This window comes from Nocardia sp. GCM10030253 (assembly GCF_042675075.1).
Taxonomy (GTDB): Bacteria; Actinomycetota; Actinomycetes; order Mycobacteriales; family Mycobacteriaceae; genus Nocardia.
On sequence record NZ_JBHTDL010000011.1, the window covers coordinates 194,872 to 213,347 of the forward strand.

At 64.4% G+C, this 18,476-nt stretch carries 17 protein-coding genes and 1 pseudogene; 10 read left to right on the forward strand and 8 right to left on the reverse strand.

Features of this window, described 5'->3' with window-relative positions; translation table 11 throughout:
• The first annotated feature begins 22 nt into the window (after window positions 1-22).
• Window positions 23-487: a MarR family transcriptional regulator gene (locus ACFQZZ_RS25340; RefSeq protein ID WP_378685639.1), complete on the forward strand. Its 465-nt coding sequence runs from the start codon at window positions 23-25 to the stop codon at window positions 485-487.
• Between the two features lie 660 nt (window positions 488-1,147).
• Here ACFQZZ_RS25340 and ACFQZZ_RS25345 read toward each other — a convergent pair.
• The 3 genes from ACFQZZ_RS25345 to ACFQZZ_RS25355 all read right to left on the reverse strand — a co-directional run bounded on the left by ACFQZZ_RS25345 (window position 1,148) and on the right by ACFQZZ_RS25355 (window position 4,436).
• Window positions 1,148-2,761 (reverse strand): FAD-dependent monooxygenase, encoded by a 1,614-nt coding sequence (locus ACFQZZ_RS25345; RefSeq protein ID WP_378685641.1) that lies wholly within the window; start codon window positions 2,759-2,761, stop codon window positions 1,148-1,150.
• Between the two features lie 153 nt (window positions 2,762-2,914).
• On the reverse strand, window positions 2,915-3,091 hold the full coding sequence (locus ACFQZZ_RS25350) for a hypothetical protein (RefSeq protein ID WP_378685644.1): 177 nt from the start codon (window positions 3,089-3,091) through the stop codon (window positions 2,915-2,917).
• Between the two features lie 685 nt (window positions 3,092-3,776).
• Entirely contained in the window at window positions 3,777-4,436 is a 660-nt protein-coding gene (locus ACFQZZ_RS25355) for a hypothetical protein (protein WP_378685646.1), read from the reverse strand.
• A 505-nt stretch (window positions 4,437-4,941) separates the two neighbouring features.
• Here ACFQZZ_RS25355 and ACFQZZ_RS25360 point away from each other — a divergent pair.
• The gene (locus ACFQZZ_RS25360) at window positions 4,942-5,193 is read left to right on the forward strand and encodes a hypothetical protein (protein WP_378685648.1); all 252 of its coding nucleotides are present in this window, start codon (window positions 4,942-4,944) and stop codon (window positions 5,191-5,193) included.
• Window positions 5,194-5,407: 214 nt separating this feature from the next.
• Here the strand turns inward: ACFQZZ_RS25360 and ACFQZZ_RS25365 are convergent, their stop codons facing one another.
• Window positions 5,408-6,238: a hypothetical protein gene (locus ACFQZZ_RS25365; protein ID WP_378685651.1), complete on the reverse strand. Its 831-nt coding sequence runs from the start codon at window positions 6,236-6,238 to the stop codon at window positions 5,408-5,410.
• Between the two features lie 927 nt (window positions 6,239-7,165).
• Here ACFQZZ_RS25365 and ACFQZZ_RS25370 point away from each other — a divergent pair.
• Together ACFQZZ_RS25370 and ACFQZZ_RS25375 are read left to right on the forward strand one after the other, a co-directional pair.
• Window positions 7,166-8,361: pseudogene (locus ACFQZZ_RS25370) on the forward strand (IS701 family transposase).
• 55 nt (window positions 8,362-8,416) lie between these two features.
• Window positions 8,417-9,217, forward strand: coding sequence for a DUF4185 domain-containing protein (locus ACFQZZ_RS25375; RefSeq protein WP_378685654.1), 801 nt, complete (start codon window positions 8,417-8,419; stop codon window positions 9,215-9,217).
• 441 nt (window positions 9,218-9,658) lie between these two features.
• Here the strand turns inward: ACFQZZ_RS25375 and ACFQZZ_RS25380 are convergent, their stop codons facing one another.
• Both ACFQZZ_RS25380 and ACFQZZ_RS25385 read right to left on the reverse strand, forming a co-directional pair.
• Window positions 9,659-9,949, reverse strand: coding sequence for a hypothetical protein (locus ACFQZZ_RS25380; RefSeq protein WP_378686164.1), 291 nt, complete (start codon window positions 9,947-9,949; stop codon window positions 9,659-9,661).
• A 111-nt stretch (window positions 9,950-10,060) separates the two neighbouring features.
• Window positions 10,061-10,333, reverse strand: a complete 273-nt coding sequence (locus ACFQZZ_RS25385; RefSeq protein ID WP_378685657.1) for a hypothetical protein — start codon at window positions 10,331-10,333, stop codon at window positions 10,061-10,063.
• A 35-nt stretch (window positions 10,334-10,368) separates the two neighbouring features.
• On the opposite strand from ACFQZZ_RS25385, the gene ACFQZZ_RS25390 reads away from it, so the two are divergent.
• The 4 genes from ACFQZZ_RS25390 (at window position 10,369) to ACFQZZ_RS25405 (ending at window position 12,539) form a co-directional block, all read left to right on the forward strand.
• Window positions 10,369-10,602: a hypothetical protein gene (locus tag ACFQZZ_RS25390; RefSeq protein WP_378685660.1), complete on the forward strand. Its 234-nt coding sequence runs from the start codon at window positions 10,369-10,371 to the stop codon at window positions 10,600-10,602.
• A gap of 294 nt (window positions 10,603-10,896) precedes the next feature.
• Window positions 10,897-11,076, forward strand: coding sequence for a hypothetical protein (locus ACFQZZ_RS25395; protein WP_378685662.1), 180 nt, complete (start codon window positions 10,897-10,899; stop codon window positions 11,074-11,076).
• A gap of 3 nt (window positions 11,077-11,079) precedes the next feature.
• The gene (locus ACFQZZ_RS25400) at window positions 11,080-11,709 is read left to right on the forward strand and encodes a hypothetical protein (RefSeq protein ID WP_378685665.1); all 630 of its coding nucleotides are present in this window, start codon (window positions 11,080-11,082) and stop codon (window positions 11,707-11,709) included.
• Window positions 11,710-11,840: 131 nt separating this feature from the next.
• On the forward strand, window positions 11,841-12,539 hold the full coding sequence (locus tag ACFQZZ_RS25405) for a hypothetical protein (protein WP_378685668.1): 699 nt from the start codon (window positions 11,841-11,843) through the stop codon (window positions 12,537-12,539).
• 638 nt (window positions 12,540-13,177) lie between these two features.
• On the opposite strand, the gene ACFQZZ_RS25410 is transcribed toward ACFQZZ_RS25405, so the two are convergent.
• Both ACFQZZ_RS25410 and ACFQZZ_RS25415 read right to left on the reverse strand, forming a co-directional pair.
• Window positions 13,178-14,074, reverse strand: coding sequence for a helix-turn-helix transcriptional regulator (locus tag ACFQZZ_RS25410; protein WP_378685670.1), 897 nt, complete (start codon window positions 14,072-14,074; stop codon window positions 13,178-13,180).
• A gap of 145 nt (window positions 14,075-14,219) precedes the next feature.
• The gene (locus ACFQZZ_RS25415; protein ID WP_378685673.1) at window positions 14,220-14,708 is read right to left on the reverse strand and encodes a hypothetical protein; all 489 of its coding nucleotides are present in this window, start codon (window positions 14,706-14,708) and stop codon (window positions 14,220-14,222) included.
• Between the two features lie 522 nt (window positions 14,709-15,230).
• On the opposite strand from ACFQZZ_RS25415, the gene ACFQZZ_RS25420 reads away from it, so the two are divergent.
• Window positions 15,231-16,679 (forward strand): MFS transporter, encoded by a 1,449-nt coding sequence (locus tag ACFQZZ_RS25420; RefSeq protein ID WP_378685675.1) that lies wholly within the window; start codon window positions 15,231-15,233, stop codon window positions 16,677-16,679.
• A gap of 146 nt (window positions 16,680-16,825) precedes the next feature.
• Window positions 16,826-18,436 (forward strand): GMC family oxidoreductase, encoded by a 1,611-nt coding sequence (locus ACFQZZ_RS25425; protein ID WP_378685678.1) that lies wholly within the window; start codon window positions 16,826-16,828, stop codon window positions 18,434-18,436.
• The last annotated feature ends 40 nt before the right edge of the window (window positions 18,437-18,476 follow it).

Sequence of the window (18,476 nt, forward strand, 5' to 3'; positions counted from 1 at the left end):
ATTACTTTGGGAGTCATACAATATGAATTCCGTATCACCCGCCCGTCGGAAGGCGACTGTCGAGCTCAAGGGGTCTTTGCGGGAACTGAGCAATCAGCTGTCCCTGCTCAACCGGCGGGTCGGCAGCCGACTCGAGATGAAGGACGTCGACCTCGACTGCCTCGACGTGATCAACCGGCTGGGCCCGCTCAGCCCGAAGGCCCTGGCACGCGAGGCCGGGCTGCATCCGGCGACCCTCACCGGCATCCTTGACCGGCTCGAAAAAGGGGGCTGGGTAGTCCGCGAACGTGACCCGTCCGACCGCCGGGCCACGCTGATCCGCGGGCTGCGGGAACGCAATGCCGAGCTGCTGGGTCTGTTCTCTGGGATGAACTCATCCCTGGACGAGATCTGCGCCGACTACAGGGAAGCCGAGCTCGAGCTGATCACCGGCTTCCTCCGTCGCGCCGTTGCCGCGGGGCGCGGGGCGACGGAGGACCTGATCTGACTCAGAGCAGCCCGGACCCCCGAGCAACAGCCGGAACGATCAACGCCCCGATTCCCGCGAGTGAATACGCTGGTGCCCGCCCGGGTGAGCGGGCCGTGATCGAGTATCACCACGCTCAGATCGTCAGGCTCCCGGGTTCCGGGAGAGTGCAGCGTAGCCGATGCCGACGTGCTCACGTGGTGCTGTCGATCGTGCGACGCAGGTCGAGCGCAGCGGCGAGCGGGTTCGTGAGCACGTGCTGGCTGAGTGCTGGCCGAGGTTTTCGCCGACATCGACCCGAAGATCGTGACCGGTTGGCGGGCCCGGCGGCCCCTCACGGACACACAGTGGGGAGCGTTCATTGCGCCGGGTTTCTGCCGCCCCTCAAGCGTCCACTTGGTTCTCCCGCATGTGCCCCGCAACAGGCCAAGGGTTGTCTCTCGCGGAGGGGCTCCTCGACAGGCTCACTCGATGATCGCGGTGGCCTCGACCTCAACTAGATGGCAGGTACGTCCAGTGCGGCTACGCCGATCAGCGTGCCCGGCGGCACCGGGGTGGCGCCCAGTTCCGCGGCCGACGCCGCAGGAGCGCGGGTCGACATCGCCGTCGACCCGCGCTCCTGGCGATATTCGGATCCGAGCCCACCGTGCGGGCGGTGAGATCGGCGTCATACGGCGTCGGTCAGGACGAACGCTCGCTGCCCGGCACTGCGGCTTCCAACGGCGCACCGAACCAGCACGACAGCGCTTCGCGCAGCGCGGCGGCATCGGCGGGCCCATCGCCGGTTGCGGCCCAGGCGATGTGGGCGTCCGGGCGAATCAGCAGGACATCGGCCGGGCGGTCTTCGGTCTTGGCGGTGTGGATGTCGACGCGATCGTTCCATTCTCGGGCGATCTCGCGAAGCTCCGGGCGGTCGGCGAGGTCGAGGAAGACCGGCCGTGCGGTGTGCATGAGCTCCGCGACGCTGGTCGTGCCCTGGTCGGTGAGCAGGGTGAGGTCGGGCACGAAGGTGCCGGTCAACGCGTGCTGGTCGGCGCCGGGTAGCGGGTAGCGGACGTTGGCGCCGACCAGGGCTCCCATTCGACGCAACGGCTGCTCGTCGACCAGCAGTTCCCGCAAGAGTGCCCGCAGCGCTTCGGCGGCCGAATCGAGTCCGCGCCGCAGCGCCACCTGGGACTGGGTCTGCAGCAGAGCACGCTCACCGGCGAAGTGACGTTCGTCGTGATAGGTGTCCAGCAGACCGGCCGGTGCCCAGCCGTTGACGTCGGCGGCCAGCTTCCATGCGAGGTTGACCACGTCCTGCATGCCGACGTTGATCGCGGTGCCGGTGGCGGGCAGCATGTGCGCGGCGTCGCCGGCCAGCATGATCCGCCCGTCGCGGTATCGTTCGGCCTGCCGAGCCTGGAACTGGTAGCGCGACAGCCGAAGCGGTTCCCCCAATGGCAGATTCACGCCGAGCACCCGGCGGATGCTGTCCTGGAGCTCGGACATGCTCAAGGGCACGTCATCGTCGACCTCGATGGGTTCTTCCTCCGTGGTCTGGAAGGACACCACGCCGTCGACGAGCGGCCCGAGCGCGAAGGTGCCGCCCTCGAGGTGATTGAAACCCAGCCGGACCCTGCCCACGTCAGGGACGTTGAGATCGCCGTTGTCGAACGTGGTCACCGAATCGGGCATGGTGACCGTTGCGAGCCGGTTGACCTCTGGATAACTGGTACCGGGAAACGGAATACCGGCCAGGTTGCGAACCCGGCTGCGGCTGCCGTCGCAGCCGACCAGATATCCGGCTGTCACCTGATACGGCCCCTCCGGCCCGTGCACGTCCGCGGTCACCGTGTCACCGTCCTGGCTCAGCCCGACCACCTCGTGTCCGCGACGGATATCGCCGCCGAGCTCGCCGAGACGTTCAGCGAGCAGCCGCTCGAGCCGCGCCTGCGGGATCGGAAATGCCTGCATCGGGGAAACGTCCAGTTGCGTGAAGTCCAGATGCACACCACCGAACGGGAATCGGGGAGCCGGGAGCGGGTCGGTCGTGGCTTGCCTGAAGCGTTCCAGCAGGCCGCGGTAGCGCAGCAGTTCCAAAATCTGTCCGCCGATACCGTGCGCCTTCGGGGTATCGCGAGGTTGTGGCTGCCGCTCCAACACCAGCGGTCGTACTCCCGCCAGATGCAGTTCACCGGCCAACATCAGACCGGCCGGACCCGCACCCACAATGATCACATCGGCATCCACCACTGCGCGCTCCCCCTCGTAATTCTTCGCCGCATCCCCGAACGATCCAGTCGTCGATACCAACACACACTCCCATTCACACAAGTTCTAGCTTCGAGCAGCGATTCTGCGGCATGCCCTGGGTCTTGCCGCAAGCCCCCCGGTGCGCTATAAGTTGAGAGTGGAAGGAGCCGTGGCTCCTTTTCTCTATCGTCATCAACCCCAAGGGGTTTCGCTCTATGGCCGCCAGATGTCCACAGCGATATCGTGAGCCTGCTCACTGAAAACTCCGCTCGGACTGGCGTTGCACAGGAGTTGCCGGAGCTCGGCCTCGAACTCGGCGCGGTCATCGCCGAACAGATGCGGTGTCGAGCTGGACAGCGAGAAGACCGCGACAACGATGTCTTCACTCATGCAAGTGACAATCCGTCCCGGCACTTCGATTCGCCGCGGCCCGGTAAACCCTGCGGCCCGGTAGATCTCCGTCTCGTTCGCGGCCGTGCCGGACGGCAGCTGACCTCGACCCGCCCGCCGGACCGGGCCGAGGTACTTGCGAACCAATCGTCGAACCTCCGCTGCCCGGCGTCGTCGACCTTGGACAAGCGGTTCCAACGCAGCTCGCGACCTTCGGCGCGAAGAAGTCGGTACCTCTATGGGTCAGCGCGGGCGGCTTGCGCCTGACCGGAAACGTGCCCGGACTGCTGCACGCCTGGGCACGGGCTTGGAACGGGGTATGGCTGGGACTCGTAGAGTTCACCGCCTCCACCGGTAACGGCCGCGGCCAGCTCGTCTTGCGGCAATGCTGAGCACTCCGTAGCACCGCCACCGAACGCGGCCGGCCAAGACGATCATCACCATGGTCGGCGCGGGTGGTAGCCGCGAGAGTCCCGCCCATCAGAGACGGAGGAATTGTGCAACAAACAAATACGTGCACTCCACCGGTTCAACAGGCAGGGGCGCGTCGAAACTCGGCAAGGGTGCCCAGCGCGCACACTGTCACTCGGAAACCCGCCGCACCGGAACGGCACACCGCGCCGGACATGAGCTAGGGCCGCACCACCGTGGCCCTGGCCTGGCTCAGCTGTGGCTCGGCGGAGGGCTACTCGAGGTTGAAGGCAGCGCCAATGTTGTCGGCCAATGCCCTTGCGATCGAGCGTGATCCGGGCTCGAGTTCGGAAACTTCCACGTCCTTGCCGGAACTGTCCAATCCGGAAACGGCCACGTCGACAACCGCGTTGCTTTTGCGGAAGGCGGTGATGGCGCGGGTGACCTTGACGCTTCCGTTTGCACCTTCGAGTGACTCGTCGCCGAGGCCTGAGGTGGTGCGGCCTTTGACCTGGTCACGGACGAAACCGAATTGGTGCTTGGCGGAGGCGACCGCATCATCGTCGGAATGGAGCGAGAACGTCAAGGTGATGAAGCGGCGTTCCGCCGCATTCATCAAATGGGTCCCGACGTGTATGGGCGAGGCCAGATATAATGCGCCACAGACCTTTACCGACTGTCCGGGCTCCGACGCGGGCTGGTTGCCCTCATCCTCGAACGCGACGTCCGCGCTGAAGAGATTGCCAGTGGACTGCCGGATGGCGTCCATGGCCGGTGCTGCCAGTTTTGCGCAGGAATCAGACATGCCGCTGAACAGCGGTGTCTCCACTGGCTCAGCCTCGGACCCGCATCCTGTCAGCCCACCCGCCACAGCCGCCACGCTCACCGCGACTACGCAAAGTCCCCGTGCATCCATCAAGATCGTCACAACCATTCGATCAGCGTTTGGGGCTAAGGTTCCCCCGAATGACACGGCAGACCCTACCGTGCCTGCCGCCCAGCGCAATTGGATGCCACGGTGGGCGCCAGCGCGCATATAAGAGATCAAGACCATCAACCCGGGGAGGCTCCGCTTCTGCGTGAGATGCGGCGCAAGGGTGGGGACCCCGCAACAGCGGTTGAACTGCCGACGCTGACGATGACAGGCGCGTGGAGTGCGACCCTGCTACTGCTGGTGATGGAGCACTCGAAGGGGATGTGACTCGCCGCTGTGTTGTGGCAGGCCGTGATTAGGACGCCCGGCGGGGCTTGGGTCGAAGCGATTCAGGGCACCGATCGCAATCCGCTGCCAAGGCCCGAGCGCGACGCCCACTGCGCGCGGTGGGGTGAACGACCGGCCCAGCCCCAAAGTCGAGCTAGCCCACGATCAAGCAGATTGATTACCTGAACCGTCACGGGTTGGGGACCGCCCACTTCCTTTCTTGAGGAAGATGGTCACCATGTCGAAGCGATACCCGCCCGAGGTTCGTGAAAAAGCGCTGCGGTTGGCGTTGGACCACCTCGACGAGTACCCGTCCGCGTATGCCGCGGCGCAAGCGATCGGTCCGATGGTCGATGTGCATCCAGAAACCCTGCGGCAGTGGATCGTGAAGGCGCAGGCGAGCCCCGGCAAGCCCATCGCAGCGAAAAGCGCCGAGCAACTCGAGCTCCGAGCACACTGGGCTGGCGCCGCGGCCAGTCGAGCCGGGTGAATTCGGCTTGGGCATAACAGCGGACAGAGCAGGGGAACAATGAGAATGTTCGATTGGGGTCAGCAGCGGGCGTCATTGACCCGCTGTAGCCGTCGGCCCAGACGGCTGAGTTCACTCGTCGGTTGACCGTGAGTGGTCGGCGTCAGCAGTCGTTAGCCAGGAAAAAGGCGGCTCGAACGCCCGCTTCATCGGTGCGGGTTCAGGCGGTCATCGATCAGATGGCTTCTGCCACAGCTGCGTATTCGTCATCCGCGCTAACGTCTGGCGGCACCAGCGGGCCTTCCGTTGAACTGGTGGTGTCCGCCGGTCGTCGAATGTGGGAGGCAGGTCTTGCGATTCTCGACCACGGTGTTGTGGGCAAACCCGATTCGGGACGACTCGCGGAACTGTTGATCGCGGACGAGATCGGCGCGGGTTGTCCCGAGATAGGTGCGGCACCGGAAATGTGCTGCATGGCGGGGACGCCCGGCGGATGGACAACACCGGGAAGCGGCGCCGCGTTGGGGCCACCCGGCAGGGGTGAGGGGTTGCCGATCCGATCCTCGTGGTGAGCGTCTTTGCCGCCGAGCAGGTCCGGCGGCCCCTGCACCAGCGGCATCGCCATCATGCCCATCGGTGCAAGCGCCTGAATCATCCCGGCCAGACCGCCTACGCCATCGGCGCCGCCGACTGGAGCTTTGCCACTTACGTTGCCATTTACGACAAGCCGGGCGCTGCCCCCCTCAGCTATGTCTGTGTTGGTCTGCGACGTCGCGTTGACCTTGTCCGACACAGCCTCGACCGCAGCGGCGACCTGCCGCAGCAGCGTTGTCTCCTTTGCGGGTTTGAGCTTGCCGGTACCCGCGGCTTCGAGCTTGTCATCGAGGTCGGCGATGATGGTCTTGATAGAGCGCAGCGTCTGATTCTGCTCGTTGGCCACGAAGACGGACGTATGGAGCACTCTGTCGTCCATCCGCAGCAGCGACTCCTTTTTTGTGTCGACCTTGGCCATGGACTTCATGTAACCCTCGGCGGCCGCGCCGATGCCGAGATCCTCGTGCGCCACCGATTTCAGAAGTTTGGCCGCGCGCGGCGGAGGGACGGCCGTACCCAGACCAAGCTGATCGACGGCGGTTTGAATCGCGGTCTTAGCCTTCGCGAAATATGCCTTGAAACCCTCTGACGCACCAGGCGGAGGGTCCAGCTCTTTCAGCTCTTTCAGCCTTGGTGCGCGGAGGGTGTACCCGACCCCGGGTTCGCCTGGTCCAGGTCCGTCTCGTCGATCAGATCTGCGGGCGACGTGCTCGACTCCGGGTTCGCCTGGTCCACCGGGCGCGATCGGCCCGTTAACGGTATGCATCATTTGCCCGAGTCCGGGATCGTCAGGGCCCCGACGCGCAGTCCACCCCCGTTCGGGTTCAAACAGTTCCCAAGCGCGTTCAGAATCGTCGTCCGCAACATTTGGCGCCATGCGTCCGCACCGCCTCTCCAAAATTTGCTCTGTATTTCGGGATAGTTGCCGCCGACAGCGCGGCAGCCAAAGCAGCGAAAACGCCGAGGAGTAGGAACGCGGTCGCGTATCCGTCGAGGGCGTCGGCCAGCGCGGTCACGGCGAAGGGCGCCGAGAACACACTGCCAGCCATACGGGGCCGGCATCGCGGCGGCGATCAACGCTGCGGTACCGGCCCTCGCGCCGCTCGACCGGGGTCGGCGAGGTGCGCGCGTTCAGGTTCCGCGGTGGGACGCGGCGGCCAGTGCGGCCGTAGTCCGAACCAATGACAAGGCACAGTCACCACAGCGAGAACCACGGCGCGATGCGGGCTCTGCCGCGGGCGAGGATTGCGGCCATAAGGATCTCTCCTTCGCGTCGATGCCGGGTGATCCGGCGAGACCGACAATAGGGAGCGGATATTCAGCGCCTCTTCAGCAATTGTTAGAGATCTCTTAATACTCCAGCCGCACTTGGTTATGTTGTGCTGGAGTCTCTTTCGTCGTGTCGGTCGATGAGGATCCCGCTGCGTGGGTGGCTGGGTTGGATGATCTGTTCGGGCGGGTTGCGGGCCGGTTCTATCGGGCGGAGCCGCGGTTGCGGGCGCGGGCGTATGTGCGGGGCCTGCTAGCGCCCCTTGCCGGGAAAAACGGTTGGACCTTGGCCGAAGCGGCGGGGGATCTGACACCGGACGGGATGCAACGTCTGCTGAACAAGGCCACGTGGGATGTCGATGGGGTGCGTGAGGACGTGCGCGCCTACGCCGTCGAGCATCTCGGTGATCCGGACGGGGTGCTGGTGGTCGACGATACCGGATTTTGAAGAAGGGAGTGAAATCCGCTGGGGTGCAACAGCAATACTCCGGAACGGCGGGTCGGATCGAGAACTGTCAGCTCGGGATGTTCTGTGCCTACGCCTCCGGCAAGGGACGCACGTTGATCGATGCGGAGTTGTATCTGCCGAAGTCGTGGACCGAGGACCGGGAACGTTGCCGCGAGGCTGCGATCCCCGACGATGCTGTCTTCGCGACGAAGGCGACGCTAGCGAAGAGGATGCTGGCCCGGGCGCTGGAGGCCGGGGCGCCGGCGCGGTCGGTGACCGCTGATGAGGCCTATGGTGGCGACTACAAGTTCCGGTCCTGGTGCGAAGACCAGCGCATCAGCTACGTGGTGGCCGTGCCACGCAACCAGACCATCCCGATCACCGCGGGCTGCACCCGTGCCGATCACTTCGTCGCACAAGCACCTTCGGATGCATGGAAACGGCTCAGCTGCGGTGCGGGAGCGAAAGGGCCACGCAAGTTCGACTGGGCGGTGGCCTCGCTGCTGGCCGCCCCGTGGACAACTCCCGCTGGCTGGAGCCGCTGGCTGCTGGCGCGGCGGGCACTGACACCCAACACCAGAGGCGAGCTCGAAGTCGCCTACTACCTGTGCTGCGCACCCAACGACACCTCCGACGACGAACTCATCCGCGTCGCCGGCACCAGGTGGTCGATCGAGGACTGTTTCCAGACCGCCAAGACCGAGGTCGGGCTCGACCACTACCAGGTCCGCCGCTACGACGCCTGGTACCGCCACATCACCCTCGCCATGCTCGCCCACACCTACCTCGCCGTCACCGCCGCCATAACCCCAAAAGCGTTGGCAGCGGCCTCATCTCGCTCACCCTCGGCGAAATCCGACGTCTACTGGCACACGTGATCTTGGGCTCGAGTGATCAATGCACCACCGCGTGGATGATCATGGTGCGCGGAGGGTGTTGCGGGATTACGGGTTGTCGGCGGGGCACGAAGCCGCCGGAGCGGATCCGCACTACGCCCACCAGCTGTGGCCCTACGACCACGCGGGCGGGACCACCGCGCTGCCCACCGACGTCATCACCATCGAAGAGGACATCTTCCTGCACGTCATGATCAACCAAGGCCTCGGCAACGTGGTGCGAACCGAGATCTGGACGTCGTCCGACGACGGCGAGTCCTGGCAACCCACCGGTGCACAATTCGACGCCGGCCTCCACGACGGCTTCGCGCAACTATGGACGTGGGCACGCGACGACGACGGATGGGTGTACGTTTTCTCGACTGGATTCCAACGCGACAAGGGGATCATCCTGCGCCGCGTCCGTGAGGACCGGATCACCGATCCCGGCGCCTACGTCGGTTGGGGTTGGCGTGACGGACAATGGAATTGGGGTAATCCGCCGACACCGGTTCTCGAACGCCAGCCCTCCGCGGAGAAGTTCGGGGAGATGTGCCTTCGCAAGATCCAAAACAAGTGGGTTCTGGTGAACTTCGACGCCTCGACGATAGGAGGCTACGACATCGACCTGCGCATCCTCGACACTCCCACCGACGACCTGTACCTGGTGCCCAAGACCACACCGCTGCGGGGTTCGGCATGGAATGAAGAAGGTGGCGACAAGATCGCGCAACTGTACGGTCCGAGCATCATCCCCGGATCCACCCTCGACGCCGGACTACACCTGCTGGTGTCGCAATGGAAGACAGCCGACGGATGGCCCTACCGCGCAATGCACTTCAAGGTCCCTGTCGGATAGAACCTAACTGCTGACGAACGCCGCCTTGCGGACGCGTTGACGTGCTCGCGGGGCGGCGGCCGCGGCGCCATGCGGAAGGGTTCGCCCCCTCGGGTGCAGCCGGTCAATCGACGGGCACGCTTGGGCGCCAGCGCCGGTGTCCCCGCCGTGCCTGTCCCACCGCGAACACCGTTGCCAGCGTTCGGCATTTGACGTTGACACAGCGCTGAATCGCCGATGACGATGGCAGAGCACAGCTCTCACGCACGGACTGGACACCCGAGTAACCGGTGGAACGGCGGCTACCGCAACGGTGCAGACTAGATATTCAAACACAATTTCGATCGACCTCATCCGGCTGCCGTGGACGCCGCGCGTCCATCTGTCGCCCTCCGGTCGCGCTATCTATAACCCTTCCGAGCCGATTTCACAGGCTTGCTGCTAGCCAGTTCGGAACCAGATTCAGCCCGCCGCCACGTGAACCTGTTCGCGACGCTCCACCCACGGACGCTGACGCTCCTCCACACTCATCGCCAACAACTCACGCAACTTCGACCACGCCACCTCATCAACCGGGGTATAGACCTGCATCCACGCATGCGGAACCGACGGCAACGACATACTCGTCAAGAACATCTCCAGCTCCCCCACCGCCAGATTACGGATCTGTTTGGTGCGGCTGACCGGGACGGCGACATCGTTTCGGGCCCAAAGGGCCTTGAAATTCGGGCTCTCCGAACACAACTCGACAATGAACTCATAGCCACGCGATCGATTCCTTCGTGCCTATCTCTCTGGATCTGCCAACCCTGATTGTGGACACCTCCGACGGCTACCGCCCGATCTTCGAGAAGATCGTGCGCTTCACAAAGCAGTCAGTCGTGGACGAGGCATCTGCTGGCGGGATCTAGCAACCTCGCTCACGTAACCGGAATTGCCCCACCCCAGAGCGTTCCAGTGCCTGATGGTCGCCGAGTGGCCCACCTGGTTCACAGCCGCCGCCGCGGCCGGCATCATCGTCGAGCCCGAACGCTGAGATACAGCACCGTGACCGACATTCTCGACCGGATCGACGAACTCGTCGACGAACAACTCAGCGGGTTCCACCAGCGATCCGGCTACGACTACAACGTCCATCAGCCGTACTGTCCACATCCGTGGTGCGGCGAAGAATGGCATGGCCTGCGATCATCCGCGACATGGCGCGGATGCGGCGCGAGAGCCATTTCGACCCCGACTACCGGCATGTCGAAGACACATCCGCGGTCCTATGTCCCGGTAGCACATTCGTCGGAGAATTCACTTCGCCGCCTCGCGAGCGCAGGTTCTCGTCACGGCAGTACGAACGCAGCTTCACCCCAGAGCAATGGCAGGCATTCAACACCGTCACGATGGATCTCGCTTAGTCGTGTGAACCGCGGTGGTGGCGTTGCACAGCGCTGGACGGCATCACCGTCGAACTGCGTCACGAGGCAGAAGACGCCGACGTCGCAGACATCTTTCAATCGCCTCGACTGCGGCGTCAGTCCTTGTTGGTCCTGAGCCGACGCGACTGGCCAGGAATAGAACAAGAGATCCCACTCCTCGCCGGCAACCACGCGATGCTCTCCGGCACTGGCAACACGACTGGATCGCGATCCGCAGCCGCGTACGGCCCTACATCGGCGACTGGCACGAATGGGACCGCTATCAGGAGAATCATGAATCTGCTGCTCGAGGGCATCGTTGGCTCGACCGCATACGGGCTCAACACCCCGAACTCCGCCACCAAGGACGGCAAGCCGGTCACCTGGGACGAGCAGCAGCGCACCTGGAACCAGGAGCGGCAGGAACAACAACGGGACGAGAACAACGGCGGCGGCAGGCGGAGAAGGCGCTGACGCGTGACGGCACCGGAGAAGGAAGAATCAATGCACACGGACGGCGAATCCCCGGATTTTCAGGACGAGTTCCTGAGCGAGGAGGAGGAGGCCCTCCTCGACGAGCGTGACCGGATCGACACGCGCCCGGGCGAGGAAGGCGCCCCGCCCGGGCTCAGCCGCTTCCTGATCCAGGTCGAGGGGCCGGTCGGGGAGTACGCGGATCGCCTGCGCACCGTGCTCGCCGCCGCCCTGGACCGGTCCGTCGTCGAGGGCCGGGTCGACTCCCATGTCATCCCGAGACCCCTCCCCGAGTGGTTCGTCGCGGTCAGCTCGGAACAGGGCCCCGCCCCCGACTTCGCCCGCCACGGCAGCGAGCGGTACGGCGCTGCCGGCCACGGCGCCGGCTGGTCCCTGGACAACTGGCTCTGGCGCTTCGAACTCGACTGCCCCTTCCGCACCTGGTCCTGGTGGGACGTCACCCACTCCGGCCCCCGGATACTCTCCCTGTGGGTCGACGCCGGAGGCGAGGACTTCTTCGCCTGCGACGACCTCCGCTGGGCCACCTACACCTCGGGGGCCCTGACCGTCTCCGGTCCGGACCTCCACCGCCTCGACACCTGGCTCGGCGAACCCTCGGTAGGCACCGCCTGACAGCGCACTCCCGTTCCCCCCGGCGTGCGCAACACCGCAACCCGCCTGAGCACGGCAAAAGGCCTGATCAGAGCAATGAATTTGCGTGGCTCGAAAGCTACACCGCTACAACAGATCTAGGTCTGGAGCTGGTGAGCCTGCGGTCCAACTTCCTCAGTGCGAAACGAGTCCGTGATGCGTACTTCGGCTATGCCACCTCGCAGTTCAGGCGGCTACTCGAACGCGGCCGATTTCCCGACGTGCCCGACAACCGACGCGAGAAGCACGCCCGCCACACGATGAGGTTGCTCTGGCAGGGCCACACGCTCTACACCACTGGGCCGGACCCCGCACCCTACTTCGAATTTGGGCAGCGGATCATGAGCGAACCCGACGCCGCCAGCGCGAAAGCACTCATCGCATTGTACGAAACGAAGTTCGATCAAGCCCGTACGGTGCTCCCCGCTGAAGCGAACGAAGGACCGCTTGAAGACCTGTTGCAGCGCATCCGCCACCGCTACCTCGACGAGGCTATTTCCCGCCCTGCGTGGCCGCCCACGCCCAAAAGTCTTGGTTGCGCTCCGTCAACATTTTTGCGCAGTCCGGGCACAGAATCCCGCCGGGACCAACAGGGTTTCCGTCACATGGGCTGCACAGCTGAATCGCCCCGGGTTTGGTGCCCACCTTGGGAAGGATGGGCAGATCATGCCTGCGAAGTTCCCATGACATATTTCACCGTTTGGTGCTCGGGGATCGTTTCCCCTGTCCTGGCCTTTCGACCAGGCTTTGACCCTGGTGAGGAGCTTGTTGGTTTTGCCTGGGTAGGTGGCAAGTTCGTGGTGAACTTGTAGACAGTGAGGTGCCTGGACTTTTTGGACAGTGACCCAAAGTAGGGCACTCACCCCATTGGCGCCCTTCATCTCGCGGTGGCGAACCACCCGACAACGGAGTTAAATGAGGTTGGGAGAATCAGCCGACAGGCGCGAAAGCGACAGCTCATGTCTCCCCTACACGCGCCTCAGCCCTGTTTCACCGCAACCGATCCCGGCAAACACGAAGCAGGCCGCCATCAGAAGATCTTCGCCGCTCCCACCCCTGCACCGACGGCGAGACAACTCTGCGACCGCGAACACCACTGCCAGCATTCGATAACTACCGTCCACGCCGCCCTGAATCGCCGATGACGATGGCGGAGCACAGCTCTCGCGCACCGGACCGGACACCCGAGGAACTCACCTACATAGAAGAAGCACAGGAAGCGTTGACTGGACCGCTGACCGAACATCAGCTCACACTTCTGCGACGCTGGTGGAACGGTGGTTACCGCGCGCAGCAAGACTGAGCAGACACATATGGATCAACGAAGCCAAGACTTCGAGACCCGGGTTCGAGACATTCCTCGTGCACCACCCCAGCAGCGGTTCCGCTTACCGTCCAGCCCGCGCAACCCACCGAGCACTCGTCCCCGGACCTCGACACCCTGACTCCCCTACCCCGCCGCCACATGAACCTGTTCGCGATGCTCAACCCACGGACGCTGACGCTCCTGCTCCGACATCGCCAACAACTCACGCAACTTCGCCCACGCCACCTCATCAACCGGGGTATAAATCTGCATCCACGCATGCGGAACCGACGGCAACGACATACTCGTCAAGAACATCTCCAGCTCCCCCACCGCCAGATTACGGATCTGCTTGGTGCGACTGACCGGGACGGCGACATCGTTGAGGGCCCACAAAGCCTTGAAATTCGAACTCTCCGAACACAACTCGACGATGAACTCCTCCCAATGCGGGTCACCGAGGTTCTTGGCGTAGGCACCGCGCAGATAGCCGACCATGCGGCGCAGGTCATCCCAGTTGTGTTGGTAGGTATTGCAGCATTCCGGGGTGAGAAAGACCCGGCGAGCGACGTTGCGTTCGCCGGTCAGGAAGCCAGGACACAACGCCTCGTAAGACGAGTTATGGGCCAAAACGTCATAGCGAGCGCTCAACACCACCCCGGGCAACGGCTCCAAATGATCCAAAATCACCTGAAGCTCCTCCGGCAGCGCAGTACCCGCATGCGCCGTCGGCACCGTGGGCACATCCGCCAACCGATATAGATGCGCCTTCTCCGCCGCATCCAACGACAACGCCCGCGCAACCGAATTCAACACCTGCACACTGACATTGATACTGCGGCCTTGCTCGAGCCACGTGTACCAGGTAATCCCGATCCCGGACAGCTGCGCGACTTCCTCGCGCCGCAGGCCCGGTGTTCGCCGCCGAGGTCCGGGCGGCAGCCCCACATCCTCCGGCGAGATCCGCGCACGCCGTGACTTCAGAAACGAGCCCAGCTCGGCGCGGCGCGCCTTGCGCATGGTGCGCACGTCCACAGTCATCTTGTGATCGTCCCCGAAACTCGGGACCTTAACCAGGTGCTGCCAGTACCAGTTTTGCCGATGCCCCTGTACCTGTGCCAGTGCGGAAGTGGCCGCCGCCGGATCGTCCCAGATGAGCGATGGTGTCGAGTGTCTCCTGTCGCTACTACTTGCCTCGAAGTTCCTCCGCGATCAAATTCAACCCTGCGTGAAATACGTCCCGATCCAGCTGTTTCTGCTCCTCGGGGAGATCGGCATAGGAGGTCTGCTGCTCGTCGGTTGCGGTGCGACGGTTGCGAATCAGCCACTCGTCGTGGATCTTGCTGCTTGCTTCTTCGATGAAGTCGTGACGACCCGGGTCGCGTCCAGCCCGCAGCTCCGACAGCACAAGCTCCACCGCCACCCTCGCCGATTCCTGGTTGTCCCACTGAAGATCTCGGGGCAATTCCTCGAAGGGCGTATTGGAGATATCCGCCTGGTTCGTACCGTGCCTGGCGATCCACTCCGGATCTTCGGTCGGTTTGGGCCGAGGCTTATAAGTACCGTTGGGTCTGATCTTGGTCAGGCGCCACGTTTCGTGCAACCGTGACGCCAACCGCCCGATCAGCTCATCGGAACGCGACTCCAACTTCTGGACCGCCGCCCGGGTGGGCACCGACGTGCGCCACTGATCTCGACCGGTCGCGACCGACTTCTCCAACAGATACCGAATGTGGTTGTCGCTGTCCGATGTTCGCAGTCTGTCGACGCCTGTGTTCGACCCTCGACCGAGACCGTGTTGCCATTTCGACACCGTTGAGGTGGCCGAATGAAACGCATCACCGATCCGGTCGGCAATCTGACGGAGCGCTTGGCTGAGCCCCAACTCGACGCGTCCTCTCCATAACTCTGAACGTACTTTCCGGTGCGCCACAGACGAGATGTCTGGTTCAGCTCTCAACGCCCACAACGAGATTCACCGACAGTGAGCATGGGTGACGCAGCAAGCAACACCAATGTCCAACCCAGGCAGGCCGGCAACGTAACCTGCCGGAAACATCATAGGTGGGAGCCGATACCACCGGCTCAGGGCACACGTTGGGCAGAGATCCGAGGCACCGGGCCCTATCCAGGTGCTGCCGGTACCAGTTTTACTGGGCTCCTGTTACTGGTGTCGGATCCGCTGCAAGCTCAGTACATGACCCAGACGTTGTCACCGGGTTCGGCCAAGCCGCCTCCCGCTACGCCGGCTCCCCCAGCACCTCCCGCATACGGCGCACGGCGCACGGTCGCGATCCTCGCCGTTATTTTGACCGGGCAGTTCATGGCGGTGCTCGACGCCTCCATCGTGAATGTCGCCATTCCCTCGATTCGAACCTCGCTGCACACGAGCGGATCGGCTTTGCAGCTGATCGTCGCCGGCTACGTCATCGCCTATGCCGTCCTGCTGGTGACCGGCGCCAGACTGGGCGACCGGTTCACCCAACGCCGCGCCTTCATCGTCGGATTGGCACTGTTCACCGTCGCCTCGCTGGCCTGCGGATTGGCGTGGAACGAAGTCACATTGATCGTGTTCCGATTCCTGCAGGGCGTCGGTGCTGCCGCGATGGTTCCGCAGATCATGACCCTCATCCAGCGGAACTTCACGGGCAATGCCAGGGCCAAGGCGCTGAGCACGTACTCCGCGATCATCTCCGGCGGCATGGTCGCCGGTCAGGTCGCGGGCGGGCTGATCGTCAACGCAGACCTCTGGGGCAGCGGCTGGCGTGGTGTGTTCCTGGTGAATGTGCCGATCGGTGTGGCGCTGCTGCTGGTCGCGCCGCGGGTACTGCCCTCGGACACGGCACGATTCGACCGGAAGCTCGACCTGGCCGGGCTGACGATGCTGACCGTCTCGGTGCTGCTGCTCGTGCTGCCGATGGTGCTCGGCCACGAACAGAATTGGCCGCTGTGGACGTGGATCACCCTGGGCGCCAGCGTGATCGGTGTCGCGGCCTTCGTCGCCATCGAACGAGCAGTCGCGGCTCGCGGCGGCGAACCGCTGTTCGCGCAGCGGGTACTGCGGGCTCCCGGGCTGATGCTCACCGCGGCAACACTGTTCGTCATCATGGCGACCTTCGGCGGCTGGATGTTCGTGATGGCCATCCACCTGCAGAGCACCCTCGGCTACACCGCACTGCATGCCGGGCTGCTGTTCATCCCGATGGGCGTCACGTTCGCGCTGGCCAGCCTGAACTGGGAACGGATTCCACTCCGCTTCCACGCCGTCATGATTCCGCTCGGTCTGATGCTCGGCGCGACCACCATGGTGACGCTCGGCATGATGCTGCGCGAGGGTGCCGAACTCGGACCACTGCCACTGACGATCTTCGGCATTCAAGGCATCGGCTTCGGACTCGCGTTCAGCCCGTTGATGACCCGAACCCTGGCCAAGATTCCGATGTCGCTTGCCGCGGACGCGAGCGGAATCCTGGTCACCAGCGTGCAGCTCGGCATCGTGGTCGGCATCGCCTGCTTCGGCACCGTCTTCCTCGGCCTGGTCGGCGCCACCACACTGTCGGCGGCGCACGCGCTCGGCACCACCGCGATCGCCGAGGGTGTGACAGTACTGGCCGCCGCCGCGCTCGCGACCAGGGCGGCGCGGTAGCTGTACCCGCACCCGGTTCGCCGGCGCCCACCGTTTACACCAGCGGTGGGCGCCGGCGGTTTGCTGTCCAGATTTCCAAGAAAGTGAACCGGGAACCGCCAGATCCTCGTATGTTTGCCGTACGCAGCGTGGATGGGAGTGGGACAGTGCAAACAGCTGGGATTACCGCGGACTACGTGATTGTCGGCTCCGGGTCCGCTGGTGCGGTCCTCGCCAACCGGCTCAGCGACGACCCGAGCACCACCGTGGTGCTGCTGGAGGCCGGCCCGCCCGACAAGAACAAGTTTGCGCACATTCCAGCCGCCTTCTCGAAACTGTTTCGCACAGAAGTGGATTGGGACTATCTCACCGAGCCGCAGCCGGAGCTGAAGAACCGGCAGATCTATTGGCCGCGCGGGAAGATGTTCGGCGGCTCATCGTCGATGAACGCGATGATGTGGGTCCGCGGGTTCCGCGCGGACTACGACGAGTGGGCGTTGCTGGCAGGCGAGGAGTGGGGGTTCGCCGCCGCGGTCGAGCAGTACCGGCGCATCGAGAATGTCGAAGAGGCCCAGTATCCGGATGAAGGGGCAGCTGGGCCGCTGCATATTTCCCGTCAACGCAGCCCGCGTGCGTCGACCGCGGCCTATCTGACCGCGGTGCAGGAGGCCGGGTTCTCGGTAGAACCGCCGAATCGGCCGCAGCCGGACGGGTTCAGTCAAACTATGGTCACCCAGCGCGGGGGTCGCCGATGGAGCACGGCGGATGCCTATCTGCGGCCGGTGCTGCGGCGGCCGAACCTGACCATTCAGACCGAAGCGCTCGCGTCTCGGGTCATTTTCGAGCGCGATCCCGCACGCGCGCCCCGCGCGGTCGGCGTGGAATACCTGCAGGGCGGCACCACGCACACGGTGACAGCGCGGCGCGAAGTGATCCTCTGCGGCGGTGCGATCAACAGCCCGCAGCTGCTGATGCTCTCCGGCGTAGGCGACCAGGACGATCTCGTCAGGCAAGGCATCGACGTCGTGCATCATGCGCCCGAGGTCGGCGCGAATCTGCAGGATCACCTGGTCTCCGGCATAGGCTACGGCGTCGAAGGCGATTCGCTGTTCGCCGCGGAGAAGCCGCGCCAGCTGCTGGACTACTTTATCCGGCATCGCGGCATGCTCACCTCCAATGTCGGCGAGGCCTACGGGTTCGTACGCAGCCGGCCCGATCTGGACTTGCCCGACCTGGAACTGATTTTCGCGCCTGCCCCCTTCTATTACGAAGGACTCGAGGACCCCACCGAGCACGGCGTCATCCTGGTGACCGTCCTGCTGCGCCCGCACAGCCGCGGCCGCATCACACTGGCCACGGGCGATCCTGCGGCAAAACCGGTGATCGATCCGAGATATCTCTCCGACAGCGCGGGCGCCGACCGCGCCGCGATCATGTCGGGGCTGCGGATCTGCGCCGAACTGGCGGCGGCGCCTGCGATGAAAGCGGTGCTCGGACCGCTGATCTATCCGCCGCAAGCGCCGAGCGAGATGGAAGCGACCCTCGAACTGGCGCTGAACGGCTACTCACACACCCTCTATCACCCGGTGGGCACCTGCCGGATGGGCACCGATGCGGCCAGTGTTGTCACGCCGCGGCTGGAAGTCCGTGGCGTGCAAGGACTTCGGGTCGCAGACGCGTCGGTGATGCCGCTGCTCATCCGTGGCCACACCCATGCGCCGAGCGTGTTCGTCGGCGAGCAGGCCGCCAAATTCATCCTCGCCGCCGGGCGTACCTAGCGGGTCATCACGCCCGGCATCGATCGCCACGCTCGTAGTG